Raw genomic sequence first — 22,457 nt, forward strand, 5'->3', positions numbered from 1 at the left:
GGTCAGACCGGGGCCCAAGGGTTTTTCTGTGACTGACGGTGTTACCCGTCAGCCTCTCCTAGCGGTGGTATGCCTTCGTCGCCGAGCAGTTGTCCGGGCGGAGCGAACCCCGGTCGCGGCAGGCACGTATCCACGCGTCATCGGTGTGCAGCGCGGCACCGTCGTAGCTGAGCTTGTCCAGCCAGACGGTCTTCTTCTGCGTGCCGTTGAACCGGCTCCAGTCGTATCCCTCGACGCGGACCTGCATGTAGACGTTGTGTCCGTCGCCGTGGTCGGCGTCCCGGAGGTTGCCCTTCCAGTGGAAGGCACCCTTGTGGGGGTGCGGAGCCTCGAACTTGTACTTGCCGTCCTTGAACTGGACACCCCCGCTGTTCAGCGTGGGGATGCCCTTCCACGCGGCACGAGCCTCGGCCGCACCGGTCGTTTCCCCGCTTGCTTTCGATTCACTTGTTTTCCTCCCGCTTTCCCGATGACACCTTGATCATCGGGGGCGGGGGGACGTTAACACGCCATGGGTGGAAGGGGGTTGGGTATTTGATCAAGGTGGCGCACGCGGGGCGATCATTGCGGATGCCATGCACATCATTCACAGTCACCCCCCGAACGGAACGGAACGGAACCCGAAACCTGGATTTCCCCTCCGCGCCGCACGCCCGGAGGCTCACCCCCGCACCGGCCTGATTCCCTCCAGCGTCGGCACCACCGTCTCGATCGTGCCGTCGGCCGCGAACGTCATGCGGTCGACGGTCGTCTCCCGGTGCATGCCGTCGCCGCCCGGCCTTCCGGGGCCGTTCAGGGCGAAGCGGTGGTAGACGACGTACCAGTCGTCCGTGCCGGGGGTGTTCACCACCGAGTGATGGCCGGTGCCGAGGATGCCGTACTCGGGGCGCTTCTCAAGGATCGTGCCGCGCTTGGTCCACGGGCCGAGCGGGGACGGACCGGTCGCGTACGCCACGTGGTAGTTCTCGCTGCGGGTGTCGTCCTCGGACCACATGAAGTAGTACGTGCCCTTCCGCTTGACCACGAAGGATCCCTCGCGGAAGTTGTCGGGGGTGATGTCCCGCACCTGCGAGGCGTCGTACGACACCATGTCGTCGTTCAGCGGGACGACATACCCGTGCCCGTTGCCCCAGTACAGATACGCCTGGCCGTCGTCGTCCGTGAAGACCGCCGGGTCGATCATCTGGCCCTGGAGCGAACCGCCCTTGGTCACCAGCGGTTTGCCCAGTGCGTCCTTGAAGGGACCCGCTGGGGAGTCGGCCACCGCCACACCGATCTGCTGCTCGGCGCAGAAGTAGAAGTAGTACTTGCCGTCGCGCTCGGCGATCGCCGGTGCCCAGGCGTACTTGTCGGCCCAGCTCACGTCCGGCCCCAGGTCCAGGATCACGCCGTGGTCCTTCCAGTGGACCAGGTCCTTCGACGAGTACCCCTTGAAGTTCGTCCCGCTCCAGCCCTGGAAGCCGTCCGTCGTCGGGTAGATCCAGTACTCGCCGTTCAGATAGTGCACGTCCGGGTCGGCGTTGAGGCCGGGCAGGATCGGGCTGCGGGTGCGCACCGCCTCCACCGTCCAGGTCCGGGGCGTGCCGTCCGCGGCCGTCACGGTGTACGTCTGCGGCTTGCGGAAGTCGCGTCGGGTGCCGGAGCGCGGGCTCACGGTGGCGCCCTCACCGGCCCAGAGCTTGGGGGCGAGGCGGGAGAGGTCCGCGTCCGGCTGCATCGGGAGCACGACCTTCGAGGCGCTCTCGGTGACGATCGCGTACCCCTTCTGGTCCTTGGCCGTCGCGTCCACGACCGAGGTGGGGCTCGCTGGGTACGCGGCGAGCAGCCGGTCGTACTCGGCCTGCGTCACCGGGATCACCGTGCCGTGCCGTGGGCTGGCCGGCAGTTGGTAGTCCTTCGACGGGGTCCACTTCCCCGAGTCGAGGTCGGTGGTCTCGAAGGGGACGTAGCCGCGGCCGCCGTACTCGTCGATGAACAGGTACCACTTGTCCTCGGTGTTCGACTTGAACACCGTCGGGCCCTCGCCCCGCTCCATCGCGCCGCTGCCGATGCAGTCGGCCACGAAGTCGTACTTCGTCGAGGTCAGCGATGTCGACTTCTCCCCGGTGATGAACTTCGCGCAGGGACGGGAGGAGCTCGGGTCCCGCTCGTCCTTGGTATAGCGGTAGTACGTGCCCTTGTGCCCGACGACTGTCGAGTCGATGACCGAGTAACCGGGGTCGTTCCAGACCTTCGGCTCGCTGAACGTGCGGAAGTCCTTCGTGGTCGCGTACAGCATCTTGTTGTACGTCGATCCGGTGTGGTCGGGGTCGTCTGCCGCGTAGAGCTTCGAGGCCCAGAAGACGACGAACTCACCGAGGCTGTCGTCCCAGTAGGCCTCCGGCGCCCAGGTGTTGCCCGCATTGTCCGGGGCGACCTTCACCAGGCGCTGGTCGGTCCAGTGCACCAGGTCCGTGGACTCCCAGACCATGATCGACTTGCTGCCGTGCCGCTGGACGTGGTCCCAGCTGCCGCTGCTGTTCTGATACATGCGCAGATCGGTGGCGATCATGTAGAACCTGTCGCCCTTGGGGGAGCGGATCACGAACGGGTCGCGCAGGCCCTTCTCACCGATCGTGGAAGTGAGCACCGGCTTCCCGGCGTTCAGCTCACGCCAGTGCAGCGGGTCGTTGCCACGGCTGAGGGCGTAGCGGATCTGCTCGCCGTCGGCGGTGCCTTCGCCGGTGAAGTAGGCGAAGAGGTAGCCGGCGTACCTGGGCTGTTTCACGGGTGGTGCTCCGGAGTTCGCGGTGCTGGGCGGGGTGATCAGGAGAGAGAGGAGCAGCGAGAGACAGGCGACGAGAAGTATGCGTGGGCGCATATCAGTCCTGTGTGAGTGTGGGGGTTCGTGTTGGGTGGTGTTGCCTTCGGAGTCTCACCAGCCGGAAACAGCACGTCAATCGGTGGGTGCGGGATGAGGGGCGGCGAAAGTTTCGCTCGTTTTCGGTGAGGCGCGGCAACCTTCGCGGCCATGGCGGCGACCGGATGTCAGAAGCGGGCCGGGGCGGCCCCTCCGGCCCGCTTCGCCCCCATTGCCCCAGGAAGGGAACCATCCGTGCGCCTCAGCACCGGCCGTCACCGCAGGACCCGCACCCTCTCCATCGCCGCGGCGATCGCCGTCGCCTCAGGAGCGGGAGGCGTCTACCTCGGCCTCTCGAACGGTGGCGCCGAGGCCGCCTCGACGACGGTCACCGTGGCCGGCACCGCTCAGCTGGAGTCGGCTGTCCGGAACGCCGTCGCCGGTACGACCATCCAGGTGCGCGGCGGCACCTACCAGCCGACCGCCACCCTCAAGTCCACGGCGAACGGAACTAGTTCGGCGCGGATCACGCTGCGGGCGTACGGCGGCGAGAAGGTCAGGATCGACGGTTCCAAGCTGCCCGACGGCTCCTGGCTCGCCGGGATCTACGGCGACTACTGGACCGTGCAGAACCTCACCTTCGTCAACTCCCCGGCCCAGGGCTTCGTCGCCACGTCGTCGGTGGGCGGCGTTTTCAAGAACCTGGTCACGGCCGACAACGGCGACTCCGGCTTCACCCTGCGCGGCGACGGCACGACCGGCAACCTCGTGCAGAACCTGGACAGTCACGGCAACTACGACCCGGCCGGGCACGGCCAGAACGCCGACGGGATCGCCATCAAGTTCGGCTCGGGCACCGGCAACGTCGTGGACGGGGCGCGCCTCTACAACAACTCGGATGACGGTGTCGACCTCTGGCAGTTCTCCACGCCCGTCACCATCAAGAACTCGTGGGCCTTCGGCAACGGCAAGAACCGGTGGAGCGACTCCGCCTTCGAAGGCAACGGCAACGGATTCAAGCTTGGTGGCGGCGGGGCCTCCGTGGCGCACAAGGTGCAGAACAACGCCGCCTGGGGCAACACCCTGCACGGTTTCACCGAGAACTCCAACACCGGCGCCATCGTCATGTACCGCAACACGGCTTACTCCAACGCCGAGTCGGGGTTCTACTTCGCCACCGGTAAGGCGCGGCTGGCCCGAAACCTCGCCGTGAGCAACAAGGGCCTGGCCAGGCTGGGGTCCTCGGCCGTCTCCGCCGCGAACAACTGGGACAGCGGCGTCTCCACCCCGTCGTTCAAGTCGACGGACGCCACGACGGCGTACGGCGCCCGCGGGGCGGACGGCTCGCTGCCGGCCACCACCTTCCTCACGACGGGTTCGGCCACCATCGGCTCGACGATGAACTGAGCGCCGGGAAGAGGAACGCCCCGCCGGTCGTCACCGGCGGGGCGTTCTTCTGCTGACCGAGGGGGGCTCAGGCCAGCAGGCTTGTCACCAGCGGGCTCACTGGTACGTGAGGTCAGATGACGAGAACCTGCACGAGGTTGCGTCCGGGCCGGTGCCGAGTTCCTTCGGCTCCTTGCCGCTGCTGTTGCCCTCGAAGCGGGTGCAGGTCTTGATCTTCTTGCCGGTGTCGCCGTGGATGCGGACCTTGCGCAGGGCGGCCGTGTCGCCGTAGTTGGAGTTGACGCCGACGATCGACTTGCCGGGCGCGGTCACGTCCACGTCGTTGATGACGACCGTGCGCTTGTACTGCGTGGAGCAGTTGCCGCAACTGCGCACCAGCTTGCCGAAGTTCTCGACCTGGAACTTGGTCACGACCAGCTTGCCCGCGCCGTTGAACTGGAGCACCTTGTCGTCGGCGTTCCTCGCGCCGCCGCCGTAGACCTTGTACACGGCCGACGACGACTTGCCCTTGAAGGTGGCCGCGTCCTCGCCGACGTCCAGCCACCACACGTTCTGCAGCGTGCACGAGCCGAGGCAGTGGACGCCGTCCGCGGCCGGGGTGCCGATGACCACGTTCTTCGGGACCGCGCCGTCGGCCAGCTGGAAGATCGGGTCCTGGCCCTCCTCCTGGCCGCTGCCGCCCAGCTCGCCGGACCCTTAGAACTTCGTCAGCTTGCCGTCGTAGGTGCCCGACACCTTGATGGTCGACGACACGGCCTTGCTGCCGTTCGCCGTCGGCCAGGAGGAGGCCGCGCCGGCCGACGACAGTAACGACGTGGTGACGATCGCCGCGCCGGTGATGCCGAAGGCGGAGAGTCCGGCGATCACCCCCCGCCGCCTGGTGGCCTTGCGGCGGTGACGGACGCGCTGTTCGCAGTGAGCTGTCATTACCCGGTTCCTTGCGTGGAGGGGATCCTTGCGTCTCCTGGTCGCCACGCGTGAGGAAAGGGCTGCCGGGCCTCCGGAATTTGTTTACGAATCCCCGTCGGCCGTCGAGTCGTTGTCGTTGTGGTGTGCGAAGTCGCCCGCCACGGACAGCTGTTCGCCGCCCGCCGTGGCCGTCATCGAGTAGCTGTCGTCCTTGGCGTCCCGGCCGCCGCGCTCATGGTCGTACTGCCCCGCGAACACCCACTCGCCCGCGCGGACCGTACGGCCCTCCTTGAGCACCCAGGTATAGACGAGGAAGCCGTCCTTCTCCTCGACCGTGAGTGTGAAGTCGTCCTCGGGCAGTGAGCGCCAGGCGCCGGTGGAGGTGACCCCTCCTGTCTGCGCGACCTTCAACTGCACAGTGAGCGCGGTGAGTTGCTCGCTCGTCTTGAGGGTCAGGTTGCTCTGCGCCCAGAAGTCGTTGCTGTGCGGGTCCACCGAGCCGTCCGACCACAGCGGGCCGTCCTCCTCGCCCTCGGCGGCGGGCGGTTCGGCGGTGGCGGTCGGTCGCGCCGGCCCCGTCGGCGCCGTCGTCTCGCGGGACTCCGAGGTGTCCTTCGGCGTCGGGTCGGCCGGCGGGACCGGGGCGCGGCTCGTCGCGTCCGGCGACGGGGTGGGCGTCGGCGACGTGGCCACCGTCTGCTTCGGGGTGTCCTCCTTCACGGCGGACGCCACCGCGTAACCGCCGACCGCGAGGACGCCGGCCACCGCGGCCGTCGCGGTCACGACCCGGAACCAGCCGTAGACCGGCGGACGGGTCGCCCGGTGGTCGCCGCGGGTCTGCCCGGAGGGTTCGGCCATGCCCTGCTCGACGCGGGCCAGGATCCGCTCGCGGTTGGGCTGGTGCGCCTCGGCCGCCTCGTGCAGCCGGGCGCGCAGTTCGTCGTGCACGTCCCGCCGCATCATCGGTTCCTTCCTCCGGCGTTCCCGGTGCGCGCCATCGCCGCCGCGTGCACCTTGAGCGGAGCCCCCTGGGTCCCGAGCGACCGTTGCAGCTCGGCCATCCCCTTCGAGGTCTGGCTCTTCACCGTACCGACCGAGATGCCCAGGGCGAGCGCGGTGTCCTTCTCGGAGAGGTCGAAGGCGTGCCGCAGCACCACACAGGCGCGTTTGCGGAACGGGAGTCTACGCAATGCCTCCTGGACGTCGACGACGCCCGCGATGTCCGGGTTCTCGGTCTTCTCCTCGCGCTGCGACCAGAACAGCGCGATACGCCGCCGCTCCCGGACCGCGCTGCGGATCCTGGTGCGGGCCAGGTTGGCCACGACCCCACGCGCGTACGCCACCGGATGGTCGGCCGCGCGCACCCGGTCCCAGCGGTGCCACAGTGCCAGCAGCGCGTCCGCCGCCAGGTCGTCGGCGGCGTCCGCCTCACCTGTCAGCAGATGGGCCAGACGTGACAGTTCGGCATAGTGGCGGTCGAAGAAGGCGTGGAACTCCACGGAGGCGGCGTCGTCGACGACCGTGCCCACGGGCGACCCCTCCTGCCTGTGCGTGCCATGTGAATGACATGTGCTCGTCCGGAGATCATTTGGACGAGATGCGGAAGCGTAGCAGTGATCGCGTGCCTGGTTCGTACGAGGCTTCGAACGGCGTATGGCCGTCCGTACGGTGAGCAGCCCTGATTCCGTAACACGGGGAAAACCTGAAACGAGTTCAACGCGGGAACAATCCAGCCAGCATCCGCACACCGATCAATCAGGCAACAAGGAGCACCCGTCATGTCCGAGTCCCAGAAGGTGGCCGACCGGTCGGACGCCACGCCACCCGGCGTGAACAGCGTCGACCGGTTCTTCAAGATCTCCGAACGGGGATCCACCTTCGCCCGTGAGATACGCGGCGGCTTCGCCACGTTCTTCACGATGGCCTACATCCTTGTCCTGAACCCCATCATCCTCGGCAGCGCGAAGGACAAGTTCGGCGAGCAGCTGGATGCCGTCCAACTCACCACCGCCACCGCCCTGGTGGCCGCGGTCATGACGATCATCATGGGCGTCGGCGGCAACCTGCCGCTCGCGCTCGCCGCCGGCCTCGGCCTGAACGCCGTCGTCGCCTTCCAGATCGCCCCGCTGATGGCGTGGGACGACGCGATGGGCCTGGTCGTCCTCGAAGGCCTGCTGATCTGTGTGCTGGTGGTCACCGGTCTGCGCGAGGCCGTCATGCACGCCATCCCGCAGCCGCTCAAGCAGGCGATCAGCGTCGGCATCGGCCTGTTCATCGCCTTCATCGGCTTCGTCGACGCCGGGTTCGTCAGCCGTATCCCGGACGCCGCGAACACCACCGTGCCGGTTCAGCTGGGCGGCACCGGCACGCTCACCGGGTGGCCGATTCTCGTCTTCTGCCTCGGAGTTCTGCTGACGATCGGTCTGCTCGCCCGCAAGGTGAAGGGCGCCATCCTGATCAGCATCGTCACCATGACGGTGGTCGCGATGATCATCAACTCGATCGCCGACATCAAGGCCTGGGGCCTGACCACGCCGGCCTGGCCCGACAAGGTGGTCGACACCCCCGACTTCGGACTCATCGGCGACTTCAGCCTGTTCGGCGCGTTCGGCGAGACCACCGCCATCACCGTCGTCCTGCTCATCTTCACGCTGGTCCTGTCCGACTTCTTCGACACGATGGGCACGGTCGTCGGCATCAGCGCGGAGGCCGGTCTCCTCGACGAGCGGGGCAAGGTGCCGAACCTCGGCCGGGTGCTGCTGATCGACGGTGCGGCGGCGGCCGCGGGCGGTGCGGCCTCGTCGTCCTCCGCGACCTCCTACATCGAGTCGGCGGCGGGTGTCGGTGAGGGAGCGCGTACGGGCTTCTCCAACCTGATCACCGGCGGTCTGTTCGGGCTCGCCCTGTTCCTGACCCCGCTGCTCACGATCGTCCCGCTCCAGGCCGCCGCGCCCGCCCTCGTCGCCGTCGGCTTCCTGATGATGACCCAGGTCAAGCACATCGACTGGGACAAGTACGAGATCGCCATCCCGGCGTTCCTGACCATCGCGGTGATGCCGTTCACGTACTCGATCACCAACGGCATCGGGGCGGGGTTCGTCGCCTACGTCGTGATCAAGGCGGTGCTCGGCAAGGCGAAGGAGATCCACTGGCTGATGTGGGGGACCTCCGTGCTGTTCCTGGTGTACTTCGCCATCAACCCGATCGAGCAGATCCTGGGCGTCAAGTGAGCTAGCCGTTGAGTGCCGCCTCCATCACCTTCTGGGCCACGGGGGCGGCCAGCCCGTTACCGCTGACCTCCGACCTCGCCGCGTCCGACTGCTCCACCACCACCGCCACGGCGACCTCCTTGCCGTCGGCCTTCGCGTACGACGTGAACCAGGCGTACGGCGTCTTGCTGTTGTTCTCGCCGTGCTGGGCCGTGCCCGTCTTGCCGCCGACCGTCGCGCCGGAGATCTGGGCGTTCGTGCCCGTGCCCTCCTCGACGACCGTCTGCATCGCCGACTGGAGTTGCTCGGCCGTGTCGGAGCTGACGATCTCCTGGCTGTCGGCCCGGTCGTCGTAGTTCTCCAGGACGTCCCCACCGCTGTCGGTGATCCGCGACACCATATGCGGCGAGACCAGCTTGCCGCCGTTGGCTATGGCCGCCGACACCATGGCCATCTGCAGCGGCGTGGCGGTGACGTCGAACTGGCCGATGCCGGACAGCGCGGTCTGCGGCTTGTCCATGTCGGAGGGGTACACGCTGGTGTACGCCCGCACCGGCACGTCCTGCTCCTTGTCGTTGAAGCCGAACTTCTCGGCCATCGCCCTGACCTTGTCCTGGCCCAGGTCGACGGCCATCTTCCCGAAGACGTTGTTGCAGGAGTACTGCAGCGCCACCCGGATCGAGGCGTTCTCGCAAGGGGCGGACGGATTCTCGTTCGTCAGCTTGCTGCTCGACTGCGGCAGGTCGTACGGGTCCGGGCTGTCCGTCTTCTCGTCCACCGACGAGTACAGCCCGTCCTCCAGCGCGGCCGCCGCGACGACCAGCTTGAACGTCGAACCCGGCGGCAACGGCTGGCGCAGCGCTCGGTTCGTCAGCGGCTTGTCGGCGTCCTTGGTCAGCTGCTTCCAGGCGTCCGAGTCGCCCGTGGTGATCCGCGACGGGTCGTACGACGGAGTGGAGACGACCGCCAGGATCTTCCCGGTGGTGGGGTCGATCGCGACGGCGGCGCCCTTCTTGTCGCCGAGCGCGTCGTACGCCGCCTTCTGCACGTCCGGGTCGATCGTCGTGATCACGTTGCCCGGGTCGGACCGCTTGTTGGTGACCGTGTCCAGCACGCTCTTCAGCCGGTTGTCGGTGCCGTCGAGGAGGTTCCGGTAGATGCCCTCGAGCTGGGTGGCTCCGAACGCCTGCGAGCTGTAGCCGGTCAAGGCCGCGTACAGCGAGCCGTCCGTGTACGTCCGCTTGTACGCGAGGTCACCGCTCGTCGTCCGCGCCGAGCCGGTGATCGCCTCGCCACCCACGACGATGTTGCCGAGCGGCTCGCTGTACAGCGCGATCGTGTTCCGCCGGTTGTCCTTGTCGTCCGCGAGCGCCTGGCCTTCGTAGAACTGCACCCAGGTCGCCCTGACCAGCAGAGCGAACACCAGCAGCAGCGTGAAGACGGACACCCGCCTGATCGTCTTGTTCATCCCACTCGAGAAGACGAGCGGGATGCGGGCAATCGTTCCCTTGCGCCCCGTTTTCTCATCGAGCGTTCATGAAGCCCGCCTCATAGGCGGCGATCACCGCCTGCGTGCGGTCCCGGGTGCCGGTCTTCGCCAGGACCGCCGCCACATGCGACTTCACGGTGGCCGGACCGACCTCCATCCGCCGCGCGATCTCCGCGTTGGTCAGGCCCTGTGCCATCAGGCGCAGCACCTCGCTCTCCCGGCACGTGAGCCGTGCCACCCAGGGCGGAGGCGCGGGGTACGCGCGCGCGTGCTCGGCGGCGAGGCTGCGGACGGCCGCCGGGAACAGCAGGGTGTCGGTGTGCGAGACCAGACGTACGGCCTGGACGAGCGCGTCGGCCTCCGCCCGCTTCAGCAGGAACCCGGCGGCTCCGGCGCGCAGGGCGTCGTACACGTAGGAGTCGTTCTCGAAGGTCGTGACGACGACGATCCGGGGCGGGTCGCTCAGCGTGGCGAGGATCTGCTCGGTGGCCCGGATGCCGTCGATCTCGGGCATGCGGACGTCCATGAGCACCACGTCGGGCCGCCGCTCCCGCACGACGGACACGGCCTCGGCACCGGTCGCCGCCTCGCCGACCACCTCCAGGTCCGGCTCGGCGGAGAGGATCGCGCGCAGGGCAGAGCGCACCATGCGCTCGTCGTCGGCGAGGACGATCCGGACGGTCGGGCGGGGCGTCATGCGGGTCCTTTCACGGGCAGTCGTACGTTCAGCCGCCACACTCCCTGTGCGGCACCGGCCTGAGCCGTCCCGCCCAGCAGCCGCGCCCGGTCGGCGATGCCGCGCAGGCCGTGGCCACCGCCGGGGCGGCACTCGGGGACGCCGGCGACGGGATTCTCGACGGTGATCTCCAGGTGCCCGTCGGCCACCTCGATCCGCAGCCGCACGGTCACCCGCTCACCGGCGTGCTTGAGGGCGTTGCTCAGCCCTTCCTGCACGATGCGGTAGGCCTCGCGGGCGAGGACGGGCGACAGGGCCTCGGGGTCGGTGCCGATCGTGGCGGTCACCCGCAGCCCGCCCGCGCGCGTGCGGCGCAGCAGGCCGTCCAGGTCGGCGGCGAGGGTGGGCGCGGGCGCCGTACCGGGAGCGTCACCGTCTCTCAACACGCCGAGCACGGCGTCGAGTTCGCCCACCGTGCGGCGGGTCGTGTCCTCGATCGCGGCGAGGGCCTCGCGGACGAACTCCGGGTCGCTGTCGAGGACCCGGCGGGCCGCGCTCGCCTGGAGGGTGACGGCGCTGAGGGCGTGGCCCACGGAGTCGTGCAGCTCGCGTGCGAGCCGGTTGCGCACGGCGAGGTCGGCGGCGCGCGCCTCGGCCGCCGCGAGCCGGTCCTCGGGCGTGAGGCCGAGCAGCGCGGGCGCCCAGCGGGCGAGGAGCATGCCGGAGCCGGCCGCGCAGGCGGCGAGCGCGAACACCGTCGCCACGCCCGCGACCGGCGCGAGCGCCAGCACCCAGGTCTGGTCGAGGGCTTCCGGCAGCTCGAGGAACTCTCTGCCGCCCAGCCAGACGATCAGCGGCAGCGCGGTGAGGAAGCCCGCGAACGGCGGCACCGCCAGCGACATCCCGGAGATGATCCCGCCGACCCCGAGATGCAGCGTGAACCAGGCCGCCGTACGCCCCTTCGCGGCCCGCGTCCGGGCCGGCCCGTGGGCGAGCCGGTCCCGGTCGACCCCGCACAGCCACCACACGGCGCCGGCCTCCAGCGGCCGGGTCAGCGGGAACAGCACGGCGGTGACCGAGGCCAGGGGCAACCCGACGGCGAAGGAGAGGAGTTGCAGGGGCAGGTCGTGGAAGACGTACCGGGAGTCGGTGGCGGGGCCGACGACGAGCTGCCCGACGAAGACGTACGGCATGGCGAGCGCGCCGCCGATGATCAGGTGAAGCCATCGGCGCCGCGCCCGCCTGCCGAACAGGAACCGGAGGTACGCGCTCACGCCGGCCGCTTCACGGCGGATCGCTCCGCGAAGTAGTACGCGCCGACGACGGCCACCAGGATGCCGACGATCATCTGGCCAGCGTAGGCGAGGTTCATCAGCGGTGTCGGGCGGTCGGCGATGTCGTCGACGCCGCCGAGGGAGGCCAGCGACAGCCAGCCGCCCCAGCAGGTCACGGCGGCCGAGCCGACCCAGGCCAGCGCGAGCGGCGTGCGCACCTTCAGCGCGCGGCCGCGCCGGAAGGCGAGCAGCCAGCCGCCCGTGACGGCGGCGACGAGGAAGACGACGTACATGGCCTCCAGGACGTGGAAGTCACCGGTGCGCTCCGCCGCCCGGCCCGCGGAGAGCCCCGCCGTGGAACCGCAGGCCCACAGCAGGTGCACGGTCAACGGGAACAGCGCGAGGAGGCCGGCGGCGCCGGCGGTCGCCCGCTGTGCCGCGCCGATGACCCCGACCGGCAGCTCCCACACCCGCCCCCGCCACAGATGCCCCCACCGGTCCCGGGCGTACAGCACGAACAGCGCTCCCAGCGCGAGCCCTTGCAGGATGAACCCGCTGTAGACGACCGCGAACACCCACTCGTGGAGGAAGTCTTCACGCCCCGGGCCCCGCTGCGCGTGGTTCGTGCTCCCGCCGAAGGCGCGCACCGCGAGCTGCAGCGGGAACCCGGCCATGATCGGCGCGAGCAGCCCGGTGGCGACCCACACCGGGAAGGCCAGCAGCCAGGCGGGCACCCTGAGCCCCCAGGGCCTGGTCAGCACCAGCGCCAGCACGATCACGGCACTGTCCAGCAGTACGGAGATGCCGTTGACGATCGCCATGGACGTCCGGTGGTCCAGGAGCGAGCTGCCGTCGGGGATCCCGACGTGACTCCCGGCGATCCAGGCCGCCTTGAGCCCGAGATACGGCACACAGGAGACGACGGCGACGGCCCGAAGCACTCGGCGGGACCGACTGAGGACGAAGGGGCCGGCGGGGTCGGTGGCGGGTGCCGGGGAGAGTGTCTGCGTCATGCGTCCACGCTCCCGTGCGCCCGGCACCGGGCACCTCCTGCTCGCCGACGATCCGTCTCCCCCTGACGGCGGAGGGGCCCTCAGCCCGCCAGCTGGAGCACGACCTCGTCGATCTCCTCGCCCCGCGCGTTCGCGAAGCCCCTGGCCCGGGCGGTCACCCGGAAGCCGCACTTCGCCAGGACCCGCAGCGAGCCCTCGTTGTCCGCCGCCGCCCGGGCGTACAGCGGGCGTTCGGGGACCTCGGCGAGCAGCCTGCGCAGCGCGGCCGTGGCGACACCGCGGCCCCAGTACGCGCGGTCGACCCAGTAGGTCACCTCCCGCTCGCCCGGCTCCCCGTAGACGGCCGCGCTGCCCACCACGTCACCGTCGGCCAGGATCGTGCGCAGGACGTACGACGAGGAGCGGATCCGTGCCCACTGCGCGTCGAAGGCGTCCCGGTCCGCCGGGTCCTTGGGGGTGAAGGCCGCCATCCGCAGGGCCTCCGGGTCGTTCATGTGCCGGTAGAAGACCGGCAGATCGCTGTCGTGAACCTCGCGGAGTGACACATCCATGAAGTCGGAATCCATGGAGTCAGAGCCTACGGGTGGCCAGCGTCAGTCTGTCGCGCGCGTCGAACAGCGCGTCCTTCACCATCTGTTCGTGGGCGGGCGTCAGCCGCGCCACCGGGACCGAGCAGCTGATGGCGTCCCGGGCCGGGGTGCGGTACGGGATCGCGACGCCGAAGCAGCGCAGGCCCAGCGTGTTCTCCTCGCGGTCCACGGCGAAGCCCTGCTCGCGAACCTGGTGGAGCTCCTCGATGAGCTTCTCGCGGTCGGTGATCGTGTTCTCGGTCAGCGCGGGGAGCGTCTCCGGGAGCATCTTGCGGACCTGCTCGTCCGAGTAGGTGCTCAGCAGCGCCTTGCCGAGGGACGTCGAGTGCGCGGGCAGGCGGCGGCCGACCCGGGTGAAGGGGCGCAGGTAGTGCTGGGACTGGCGGGTGGCCAGGTAGACGACGTTCGTGCCGTCCAGACGGGCCAGGTGGATCGTCTCGGTCGTGTCGTCGGAGAGGCGGTCCAGCGTCGGACGGGCCGCCGCGACCACCTCGTCGCCGTCGATGTACGACGTGCCCACCAGCAGCGCCCGTACGCCGATGCCGTACCGCGTCCCCGTCGCGTCCGTCTCCACCCAGCCGAGCTCGACAAGCGTGCGCAGCAACATGTAGAGGCTGGACTTGGGGTAGCCGACGGCCTCCTGGACCGACGCGAGGGAGTGCATACCGGGGCGTCCGGCGAAGTACTCGAGCAGTTCAACCGTCCGTACCGCGGACTTGACCTGCGCCCCGCCGCCCGTCTCGCCAGCCGACATCGCCCTTGACCCCTTCGTTCGACGGGAAATAGTCTCCACAGCATATTCATCATCAGAGACAGCGTTCAGTATATCGAACGTCCCTGGTGGATGACCCCGTACTGCGGCAATACATGTGGAGGGACCCGCGGTGGCAGCAGCACCAGTCTGGAGTGTCGACCCCCGAACCGGGAAGCAGCGTGAACAGGTTGCGGTGGAGGCCACAGCCCAGGAGGTGGACGCCGCCGTCCGCGCCGCGCACGACGCGCGCGGTTCGCTCGCCGACCGCACGGTCCGCTCGGCCTTCCTGCGCACCGCCGCCGACAAGCTTCAGGCGGCCAAGGACCAGCTCGTCGAGGCCGCCGACGCCGAGACCGCGCTCGGCCCGGTCCGCCTCACCGGCGAACTCGCCCGCACCTGCTACCAGCTGAGGGCGTTCGCGGACATCGTCGACGAGGGCGCGTTCCTCGACGTCGTCATCAACCACCCCGACGACACCGCCACCCCGCCGATCCCTGACCTGCGCCGCTACAAGGTGTCCCTCGGCGTCGTCGCCGTCTACTCGGCCTCCAACTTCCCCTTCGCCTTCTCCGTCGCCGGCGGCGACACCGCGAGCGCGCTGGCCGCGGGCTGCCCGGTCGTCGTCAAGGCCCACCCCGACCACCCGGGCCTGTCCGAGCTGGTCGCTCACGTGCTGCGTACGGCCGCCGCCGAGCACGACATCCCGGCCGGCGTCGTGGGTCTCGTGCACGGTTTCGAGGCCGGCATCGAGCTGATCAAGCACCCGCTGGTCGCGGCGGCCGGGTTCACCGGTTCGGTACGAGGCGGACGCGCCCTCTTCGACGCCGCCGCCGCGCGTCCGGTCCCGATCCCCTTCCACGGCGAGCTGGGCTCCCTGAATCCTGTCGTGATCACCGAGGCGGCCGCGGCCGAGCGGGCCGAGGCGATCGGTACCGGGCTGGCCGGGTCCATGACGCTGGGCGTCGGGCAGTTCTGTGTGAAGCCCGGCCTGGTTCTGGTGCCGTCCGGTGCGGCGGGCGACGGCCTGGTCAAGTCCCTCACGGACGCCGTCAGCGACACCGAGGCGGGCGTCCTGCTGGACCACCGCATGCGGGACAACTTCATCGCCGGGGTCGCCGAGCGCACCGAACTGCCGGACGTGGAGTCGCCGGTGACGCCGGGCGCGGGCGGCGAGCACACGGTCAGCGCCGGGTTCCTGACGGTCGCGGCCGAGAAGCTGACGAGTGAGGGGGCGTACGACCTGCTCCTCGAGGAGTGCTTCGGGCCGGTGACGGTGGTGGTCCGCTACGACGACGACGCGCAGGCGCAGGCCGTGCTGTCCCGGCTGCCCGGCAACCTCACCGCGACGGTTCACCTGTCGGCCGAGGAGGCCGCCGGTGAGGGCCGGGGGGCGGAGATTCTGGCGGAGCTGACGCCGTTGGCCGGTCGGGTGCTGGTGAACGGGTGGCCGACGGGAGTCGCGGTCGCGCCGGCTCAGCATCACGGCGGTCCGTACCCGGCGACGACCTCGACGTCCACCTCCGTGGGCGGTACGGCGATCGAGCGCTGGATGAGGCCGGTTGCCTACCAGGGCGCCCCCGAGGCGCTCCTGCCGCCCGAGCTGCGGGACGACAACCCGCTGGGGCTGCCCCGGAGGTTCAACGGCCGGCTGGAGCGCTAGGCGCTCCGCTGGAAGGACGGTGCTGAGCCTGCGGGCCGGTGGGGGCTGGCCGCGCCCACGCGGCGGAGCCGCATATCGATGCGGTACCGCACTCAGCCCGCGTTCGACTCCAGGCCCGCGTCCCGGGCCAGGAGTGCCGCCTGCACCCGGTTCTCGCAGTCGAGCTTGGTCAGGATGCGGCTGACGTACGTCTTCACCGTGGCCTCGCTCATGTGCAGCCGGGCGCCCGCGTCCGCGTTGGACAGGCCCTCGCCCAGCAGGGCCAGTACGTCCCGTTCCCGTTCGGTGAGGCCGGCGAGGCGGCGGCGGGCCTCCTCGCCGCGTGCGGTGGCGGCGGGGGAGGCCAGGGTGTCCACGACGTGCCGGGTGGCGGCCGGGGAGAGATAGGCGTTGCCGGCCGCCGCCGCACGCACCGCGTGGATCAGCTCCTGCGGCGCGGAGTCCTTCAGCAGGAAGCCCGCGCCGCCGTGGCCGAGCGCCCGCAGGACGTTCTCGCGCTCCCCGAACGTCGTCAGGATCAGCACACGCACCCCCGGCGCGGCCCGCCCCAGCTCGGCCAGCGCGGTCAGCCCGTCCATCACCGGCATCTGGATGTCCAGCAGGGCCACGTCGACCGCGGTGCTCCGGGCGGTCTCCACCGCTTCCCGGCCGTCCGCCGCCTCGGCGACGACGTCGATGTCGTCGGCCGACGTGAGGATCATCCTGATGCCGGCCCTGATGAGCGGCTCGTCATCGGCGACGAGGACCCGGATCACGCGGCCTCCTGCGCGGTATCGGTGTGATGAACGGATGACAAAGCCCCGCCATCATGCCCGATCAGGTCACGGGGGCGACCGCGTGCCGCCGGTCACAGCTTGTCTTTGAAGGTCTCCTTCGCGACCAGCTTCCCGTCGCGGAAGCAGAACCGGTAGACGATGTCGTCGTCCACGTCCAGGTAGTGACGGCACGTCGCACCCTCGGGCAGCGGCGGGCCCTGCTTCTCCTGGCCGTCGGTGAGCAGGGAACTGCCTTCGGGCAGCTGGGACTTCACGTCGGCCTCGGCGTCGCCGACCTTCACGGACTGGTACACGTCCGCCGATATCGTGCCGGTCTTCACCTCGTCCCACAGCGCCTTCAGCCCCCACGCCTCGAGGGCGACGACGCCCACGACGAGGACGACGGCGGTGACTGCGCAGCCGAGTGCGACCTTCTTCTTGCTGCTCATGATGGCGGCGAACTCCCCTTGCGGATCGGAACGGTCGATGACCGCTCCACCGTCGCCCGCCGCACCCCCGCCGAGCTGCCCCCGAAAGTCGTCGTCCGGGGCGACGGAGGTCGCGTCCTTCGGCCGGGGCAGGGTCTCGCCACCGCCGTACGGCAGCACACCGGCGAGCCGGAACCCGCCGTCGGGCGTCGGGCCGGTGTGCACCATGCCCCCGACCAGCCGGGCCCGCTCCCGCAGGCCCGCCAGCCCCTGACCGCCGCTGACCGCGGGTGGGCCCGCCGGTACTCCGGCCGGCACGGGCCCGTTGGCCACCTCGACGACCAGGCTGTCGGGCTCGTAGCGCAGGGCCACGGTGATGGGGGCGCCCGGCGCGTGCTTGTGCGCATTGGTCAGGCCCTCCTGGGCGATGCGGTACGCCGCGTGGTCGGCGGCCGGCGCGAGGGGCCGTACGGTGCCGGAGCGGTGCAGTTCCACCGCGGCGCCGGCGGCCCGCGACGACTCGACGAGGCCGTCTACGGCGGCCGCCACACGGGCCGCCGGGTGCTCGGCGTCGGCCGGGTCCGGCCGATCTCCGGTCGGCGCCTCGACGCCGTCGCGCAGGATGCCCACCGCCTCGCGCAGCTCCCGCATCGCCGCGCGTGAGGCCTCCCGGAGGATGCCCACCCCTTCCCGGTGCCGCGCGCTCAGCTCGGGGTCGACCTCCAGCGCCCCGGCGTGCACGGCGATCAGGGCGAGCTGGTGACCGAGGCTGTCGTGCATGTCCTGGGCGATGCGCTGGCGTTCCAGGAGCCGGGCCTGCCGGGCCACCATCGCCTGTTCGCGCACCAGTTGGGCGTTGTGCCGCCGCAGCGCGTCGAGCAGCGCGTGCCGCTGGGCGCGGTAGCGGGAGGCGAGCCCCGGCACCACGGCCAGCGCGAGGAACGTGCCCGCCGCCAGCGCGCCCGTCAGGAGCAGCGACAGCTCGAACGCGTCGTCGCCCGCGTCGTGGGCGCCGACGGCGAAGTAGAGCACGAACGCCGCGGCGTACGCGGCCAACGCGCGCCCGGGGCGCAGGATGCGGCTGCCCGCCGACCAGCTCGCGCACATCAGCAGCGGGACCGCGCCCGCCACCACCCCGCTCAGGGCCGACGCGAGGACCAGCACCGTCGCCGGCAGTGAGCGGCGGGCCAGCGAGAGTACGGCGGCGGCCAGGGCCACGGCGACGGTCCGCGCCCCGAAACCCGGCCGCTCGTCGAAGAGGCCCGCCATCCCGGCCAGCACGACGGCGAGCACCGTCTCGCCGACGATCCGCTTGCGGGGCCAGGGGGAGGCGGCGGCGAGCCGGGACAGGAGCGGCTTGTCGGTGCGGGGTGTGTTGCCTGCGTCCATGCGCAGAGCGTTGGCTGCGTCCACGCGCAGACGATAGACAGCCGCCCGTGGGCGCCCGCATCCGCCCTTCGGCGCGGCCCCGAACGACGAAAGTCGACACCCGGCACCCACCCGCCCCGTCATCTTTCGTCGCTGCGGATGTCGACTTACGGAGACTGACCCGGCCCGGGGCGCGCGGGAACGATGGAGGGACCCGCCGGACCGGAGCGCCGGCGGCAGGGATCACCGGATCGGGGAGCGGAACAGTGGACAGTGCGCGGCAGCAGGCGAACGAGCGTTTCACCATCCGGCAGAAGACCACCTTCATGATCAACCGGTATGTCGTGACCGAGACCCTGCCGGACGGCTCCGACGGCCGCGTCGTCGCCTTCGCCGAGCAGAAGCGGATGACGCTCAAGGAGCAGATGACCTTCTACACCGACGAGTCCAAGGACCGGGTCATGTTCACCGCCAAGGCCCGCCAGGTCCTCGACGTCGGCGCCGTCTACGACGTACGGGACGCGACGGGCAACCCCGTCGGCACGTTCCGCAAGAAGTTCGCCGCCTCCCTGCTGCGCTCGACGTGGGAGCTGGACCAGCCGGGCTCCATCGCGGCCGTCGGGCGGGAGCGCAACCGGGTCGTGGCCGTGCTGCGCCGGGCCTGGGAGCTGCTGCCGCTCGACCTGGTGCCGTTCGTGTGGCCGTACCACTTCGACTTCGCCTCGGGCGACAAGCACGTGATGAGGGTGGACAAGAAGATCGGGCTGCGCGACCGCTATGTGCTCGACGTGGCCTCGCCCGATCTGGACCTGCGCCTCGCCATCGCCCAGGCCGTCGCCCTGGACGCGCTCCAGTCCCGCTGACCGGGATCCCCCTCGGGCACCCGGCACGGGGGGCGGCCTGGAAGAATCCCTGCATGGAATTGAAAATCCCCGAACTCCCTTTCCCGCTGCGCACCTACGGCCCCGACGGCCACTGGTCCTACGAGGACGACGGCATTCTCTCCGGCTGGGCCGGCCCCCGGCAGGACCGCTTCGTGCCGCCCACCGGTGAGGCGCTGGACGCCGCCTCCGACGCGCCCCGGCTGCTCGGGGCGCCCGAGGGGGACTTCCAGCTGATCGCCCGGGTCACCGTCGGATTCGCCGGCGCCTTCGACGCCGGCGTCCTCTACGTCCACGTCGGCGAGCGGGCCTGGGCCAAGCTGTGCCTGGAGTACTCCCCGGACGTGCCCACCGTCTGCACGGTCGTCACCCGGGGCCACTCCGACGACGCCAACTCCTTCACCGTGGAGGGCAGTTCGGTGTGGCTGAGGGTGAGCCGGACCGGCCGCGCCTTCGCCTTCCACGCCTCCCGCGACGGCGAGCGGTGGACCTTCGTCCGGCTGTTCACCCTCGGCGACGAGAAGGAGACCGGCGCGGCCCTCGTCGGCTTCATGGCGCAGTCGCCGCTGGGGGAGGGGTGCGTGGTGACGTACGACCACCTCGAGTTCAGGCCGAGCTGGCCGCAGGACCTGCGAGACGGAAGCTGAGCAGGCCCGTCACCGCCGAGCGCTCGTCGGGCGCGGTTCAGCCGGCTCGGAACCGGCGCGGCCGGGGTCACGTCCTCCGTTGCATGATCAGAGACCGACTGACCAGGAGCCGCGTGATCCGCACCGCTGTGCCCGCCGAGGTGCAGGACATCGTCGCGCTGCACGCGCGCGCCCGGGCGACGTACTACCCCGACGGGCTGCCGCAGGACGGCACCGACTGGCTCGCCGCCTGGCAGACCGCCATCGCGCGACCGGACGGGCGCGTGCTGTGCGTCGTCGAGGAGGGCCGTATCGCGGGCCTGGCCTCCTTCCGCACCCCGGAGGGCGCCCAGGCCGACACGGTCAAGCTGTTCCAGTTCCACGTCGACCCCGACCGCTGGCGCTCCGGCATCGGCACCGCCCTGCACACGGCCTGCGTCGAGGAGTGGCAGGCCGACGGCAGGCGGACGGCCGTCCTCGACGTGCACGTCGACAACCAGCGGGCCCAGGCCTTCTACGCCCGCCAGGGCTGGGTCCCGGACCCGGACAACCCGCCCGCCGAGGGCGACCACCACCTGAACCTGCGCCTCTGCGTGACCGGGAAATCGGTCCGCGGCGGGGAATGAACCCCGCTGCTTGAACGTTCATCCACTCGACGGAGGGAGTCTCCGTTTCCCGTACGAGCTGGAGAGAGCCACAGACATGCGCGTCGAGATCTGGAGCGACATCGCCTGCCCCTGGTGCTACGTGGGCAAGGCCCGCTTCGAGAAGGCGCTCGAGGCCTTCCCGCACCGCGACCAGGTCGAGGTGGTGCACCGCTCGTTCGAGCTGGACCCCGGGCGCGCCAAGGGCGACATCCAGCCCGTGATCACCATGCTCACCAAGAAGTACGGCATGAGCGCGGCGCAGGCCCGGGCCGGTGAGGAGAACCTCGGCGCGCAGGCCGCCGCGGAGGGTCTCGACTACCGCACCGAGGGCCGCGACCACGGCAACACCTTCGACATGCACCGCCTCCTGCACCTCGCCAAGGAGCAGGGCAGGCAGGACGAGCTGATCCAGATCCTCTACCGGGCGAACTTCGCCGAGGAGCGGTCCGTCTTCTCCGAGGGCGACGAGCGGCTGGTGGAGCTGGCCGTGGAGGCCGGGCTCGACGCCGACGACGTCCGCAAGGTGCTGGCCGCCCCGGACGCCTACGCCGACGACGTCCGCGTCGACGAGCGCGAGGCCGCCCAACTCGGCGCGAACGGCGTGCCCTTCTTCGTCCTCGACCGCAAGTTCGGCGTCTCCGGCGCCCAGCCCGCCGAGGTCTTCGAGCGGGCGCTGACGCAGGCGTGGGGCGAGCGGTCGCCGCTGCGGATCGTCGACCAGGGTGACGCGGAGGCGTGCGGTCCCGACGGGTGCGCGGTGCCGCAGCACTGAGCGGCCGAGCGAACGCGCAGGTCGGGGCCGATCTATAAGCGTTCCTTAGCGAAACCACGTAAAGAATCGCAATGGACCGATAGGTGTTCAGGGCCCACAGTGGAGCCATGGAGACCTTCGAGAGCCTCGTCCGTGCCGAGTTCGCCCCGAAGAACGTCTATCTCAACACCGCGAGCAACGGCCTGCTGCCGGCCCGCACCGTCACCGCCCTGGACCGGGCCGTGCGGATGCGGGCCGAGGGCATCCCGCTCGGCCCGCTCTACGAGGACGTGGAGGCCGTCCGCGCCTCCTTCGCCCGGCTCGTCGGCGTGCCCGTCGAGCGGGTCGCGACCGGGGCCTCGGTCGCCGAGTACGGCGGGCTGATCGCCGCCTCGCTGCCCGCCGGCGCCGAAGTCCTCACCGCCGAGGGCGACTTCTCCTCCCTGGTGAACCCCTTCCACATGCGCGGCGACCTCAAGGTGCGCGCCGTCCCGCTGGACCGCCTCGCCGAGTCGGTCCGCCCCGACACCGCCCTCGTCGCGGTCAGCGCCGCGCAGTCCGCCGACGGCCGGATCGCCGACCTGCCCGCGGTGCGCGCCGCCGCCCTGGAGCACGGCGCCCGCACCTACGTCGACGCCTCCCAGTCGGCCGGCTGGCTGCCGCTGGAGGCGGGCGCGTACGACTACGTCGCCGCGGTCGGCTTCAAGTGGCTCCTGGGCCCGCACGGGGCCGCCTTCTGCGTCGTCCCCGAGGACTTCGGCGGGCTGACGCCGCTGCTCGCCGGCTGGGTCGCCGGGGAGATCCCCTGGGACAGCTGCTACGGCCCCGTAGAGGACCTCGCCCACTCCGCCCGCCGCTTCGACATCAGTCCCAGCCTCTTCACCTACGCCGGACTGCGCGCCTCCATGGAGCTGATCGAGGAACTCGGCGTGCCCGCGATCCAGGCCCACGACCTCGCCCTCGCCGACCGCTTCCGGGCCGGACTGGCCGTCCTCGGCCACGAACCTGTGCCCTCACCGGGCTCGGCGATCGTCTCCGTGCCTGGACTCGGCGACCGCCAGCCGGCGCTCGGCGACGCCGGAATCCAGGTCTCCAACCGCGCGGGCAACCTGCGCGCGGCCTTCCACCTCTACAACACCGTCGAGGACGTCGACCGCCTGCTGGACGCCCTGTCCGACTGA

At 70.5% G+C, this 22,457-nt stretch carries 20 protein-coding genes and 1 pseudogene; 8 read left to right on the plus strand and 13 right to left on the minus strand.

The features are described 5' to 3' along the window. Positions 1-58 precede the first annotated feature (58 nt). Together IF78_RS0104620 and IF78_RS0104625 are read right to left on the minus strand one after the other, a co-directional pair. Positions 59-247: a hypothetical protein gene (locus tag IF78_RS0104620; RefSeq protein WP_031477330.1), complete on the minus strand. Its 189-nt coding sequence runs from the start codon at positions 245-247 to the stop codon at positions 59-61. A 414-nt stretch (positions 248-661) separates the two neighbouring features. Then, positions 662-2,860 carry a glycoside hydrolase family 43 protein gene (locus IF78_RS0104625; protein ID WP_031477329.1) on the minus strand — a complete coding sequence of 733 codons (2,199 nt, stop codon included), beginning with the start codon at positions 2,858-2,860 and terminating at the stop codon, positions 662-664. Positions 2,861-3,094: 234 nt separating this feature from the next. Between IF78_RS0104625 and IF78_RS0104630 the strand changes: the two genes are divergently transcribed. Continuing rightward, complete coding sequence (locus IF78_RS0104630) at positions 3,095-4,246, plus strand: right-handed parallel beta-helix repeat-containing protein (protein ID WP_031477328.1); 1,152 nt, start codon at positions 3,095-3,097, stop codon at positions 4,244-4,246. Positions 4,247-4,342: 96 nt separating this feature from the next. On the opposite strand, the pseudogene IF78_RS43310 reads toward IF78_RS0104630, so the two are convergent. From IF78_RS43310 to IF78_RS0104645, 3 genes and pseudogenes are all read right to left on the minus strand, one after another. Then, positions 4,343-5,173, minus strand: a pseudogene (locus tag IF78_RS43310) (pectate lyase). An 84-nt stretch (positions 5,174-5,257) separates the two neighbouring features. After that, positions 5,258-6,118, minus strand: a complete 861-nt coding sequence (locus IF78_RS0104640) for a hypothetical protein (protein ID WP_031477327.1) — start codon at positions 6,116-6,118, stop codon at positions 5,258-5,260. Continuing rightward, positions 6,115-6,684 (minus strand): SigE family RNA polymerase sigma factor, encoded by a 570-nt coding sequence (locus IF78_RS0104645; RefSeq protein ID WP_031477326.1) that lies wholly within the window; start codon positions 6,682-6,684, stop codon positions 6,115-6,117. The genes IF78_RS0104640 and IF78_RS0104645 overlap by 4 nt, the downstream gene beginning before the upstream one ends. A gap of 249 nt (positions 6,685-6,933) precedes the next feature. On the opposite strand from IF78_RS0104645, the gene IF78_RS0104650 reads away from it, so the two are divergent. Then, the gene (locus IF78_RS0104650) at positions 6,934-8,385 is read left to right on the plus strand and encodes an NCS2 family permease (protein ID WP_031477325.1); all 1,452 of its coding nucleotides are present in this window, start codon (positions 6,934-6,936) and stop codon (positions 8,383-8,385) included. Position 8,386: 1 nt separating this feature from the next. Here the strand turns inward: IF78_RS0104650 and IF78_RS0104655 are convergent, their stop codons facing one another. The 6 genes from IF78_RS0104655 to IF78_RS0104680 all read right to left on the minus strand — a co-directional run bounded on the left by IF78_RS0104655 (position 8,387) and on the right by IF78_RS0104680 (position 14,160). Continuing rightward, positions 8,387-9,832 (minus strand): peptidoglycan D,D-transpeptidase FtsI family protein, encoded by a 1,446-nt coding sequence (locus IF78_RS0104655; protein WP_031477324.1) that lies wholly within the window; start codon positions 9,830-9,832, stop codon positions 8,387-8,389. A 55-nt stretch (positions 9,833-9,887) separates the two neighbouring features. Further along, entirely contained in the window at positions 9,888-10,550 is a 663-nt protein-coding gene (locus IF78_RS0104660; RefSeq protein ID WP_031477323.1) for a response regulator transcription factor, read from the minus strand. After that, positions 10,547-11,803: a sensor histidine kinase gene (locus IF78_RS0104665; RefSeq protein ID WP_037639669.1), complete on the minus strand. Its 1,257-nt coding sequence runs from the start codon at positions 11,801-11,803 to the stop codon at positions 10,547-10,549. Before IF78_RS0104665 ends, IF78_RS0104660 begins: the two co-directional genes overlap by 4 nt. Beyond that, on the minus strand, positions 11,800-12,816 hold the full coding sequence (locus tag IF78_RS0104670; protein WP_031477321.1) for a hypothetical protein: 1,017 nt from the start codon (positions 12,814-12,816) through the stop codon (positions 11,800-11,802). The genes IF78_RS0104665 and IF78_RS0104670 overlap by 4 nt, the downstream gene beginning before the upstream one ends. A gap of 80 nt (positions 12,817-12,896) precedes the next feature. Then, entirely contained in the window at positions 12,897-13,367 is a 471-nt protein-coding gene (locus IF78_RS0104675; protein ID WP_031477320.1) for a GNAT family N-acetyltransferase, read from the minus strand. A gap of 19 nt (positions 13,368-13,386) precedes the next feature. After that, positions 13,387-14,160, minus strand: coding sequence for an IclR family transcriptional regulator (locus IF78_RS0104680; protein ID WP_031477319.1), 774 nt, complete (start codon positions 14,158-14,160; stop codon positions 13,387-13,389). Between the two features lie 130 nt (positions 14,161-14,290). Here IF78_RS0104680 and IF78_RS0104685 point away from each other — a divergent pair, with 130 nt between their 5' ends. After that, the gene (locus IF78_RS0104685) at positions 14,291-15,820 is read left to right on the plus strand and encodes an aldehyde dehydrogenase (NADP(+)) (protein WP_078662306.1); all 1,530 of its coding nucleotides are present in this window, start codon (positions 14,291-14,293) and stop codon (positions 15,818-15,820) included. A 92-nt stretch (positions 15,821-15,912) separates the two neighbouring features. Here IF78_RS0104685 and IF78_RS0104690 read toward each other — a convergent pair whose 3' ends face one another. Together IF78_RS0104690 and IF78_RS0104695 are read right to left on the minus strand one after the other, a co-directional pair. Further along, the gene (locus IF78_RS0104690; RefSeq protein WP_031477317.1) at positions 15,913-16,575 is read right to left on the minus strand and encodes a response regulator transcription factor; all 663 of its coding nucleotides are present in this window, start codon (positions 16,573-16,575) and stop codon (positions 15,913-15,915) included. 92 nt (positions 16,576-16,667) lie between these two features. Continuing rightward, positions 16,668-18,392 (minus strand): sensor histidine kinase, encoded by a 1,725-nt coding sequence (locus tag IF78_RS0104695; protein WP_031477316.1) that lies wholly within the window; start codon positions 18,390-18,392, stop codon positions 16,668-16,670. 245 nt (positions 18,393-18,637) lie between these two features. Between IF78_RS0104695 and IF78_RS0104700 the strand changes: the two genes are divergently transcribed. The 5 genes from IF78_RS0104700 to IF78_RS0104720 all read left to right on the plus strand — a co-directional run bounded on the left by IF78_RS0104700 (position 18,638) and on the right by IF78_RS0104720 (position 22,457). Further along, positions 18,638-19,234, plus strand: coding sequence for an LURP-one-related family protein (locus tag IF78_RS0104700; RefSeq protein WP_031477315.1), 597 nt, complete (start codon positions 18,638-18,640; stop codon positions 19,232-19,234). A gap of 53 nt (positions 19,235-19,287) precedes the next feature. Then, positions 19,288-19,899: a DUF1349 domain-containing protein gene (locus IF78_RS0104705; RefSeq protein ID WP_031477314.1), complete on the plus strand. Its 612-nt coding sequence runs from the start codon at positions 19,288-19,290 to the stop codon at positions 19,897-19,899. Between the two features lie 83 nt (positions 19,900-19,982). Continuing rightward, positions 19,983-20,504 carry a GNAT family N-acetyltransferase gene (locus tag IF78_RS0104710; RefSeq protein ID WP_031477313.1) on the plus strand — a complete coding sequence of 174 codons (522 nt, stop codon included), beginning with the start codon at positions 19,983-19,985 and terminating at the stop codon, positions 20,502-20,504. Between the two features lie 76 nt (positions 20,505-20,580). Further along, positions 20,581-21,297 carry a DsbA family oxidoreductase gene (locus IF78_RS0104715; protein WP_031477312.1) on the plus strand — a complete coding sequence of 239 codons (717 nt, stop codon included), beginning with the start codon at positions 20,581-20,583 and terminating at the stop codon, positions 21,295-21,297. Positions 21,298-21,404: 107 nt separating this feature from the next. Continuing rightward, on the plus strand, positions 21,405-22,457 hold the full coding sequence (locus IF78_RS0104720) for an aminotransferase class V-fold PLP-dependent enzyme (protein WP_031477311.1): 1,053 nt from the start codon (positions 21,405-21,407) through the stop codon (positions 22,455-22,457).

Origin of the sequence: Streptomyces bicolor (genome assembly GCF_000719285.1) — a bacterium.
Classification (GTDB): Bacteria; Actinomycetota; Actinomycetes; order Streptomycetales; family Streptomycetaceae; genus Streptomyces; species Streptomyces bicolor.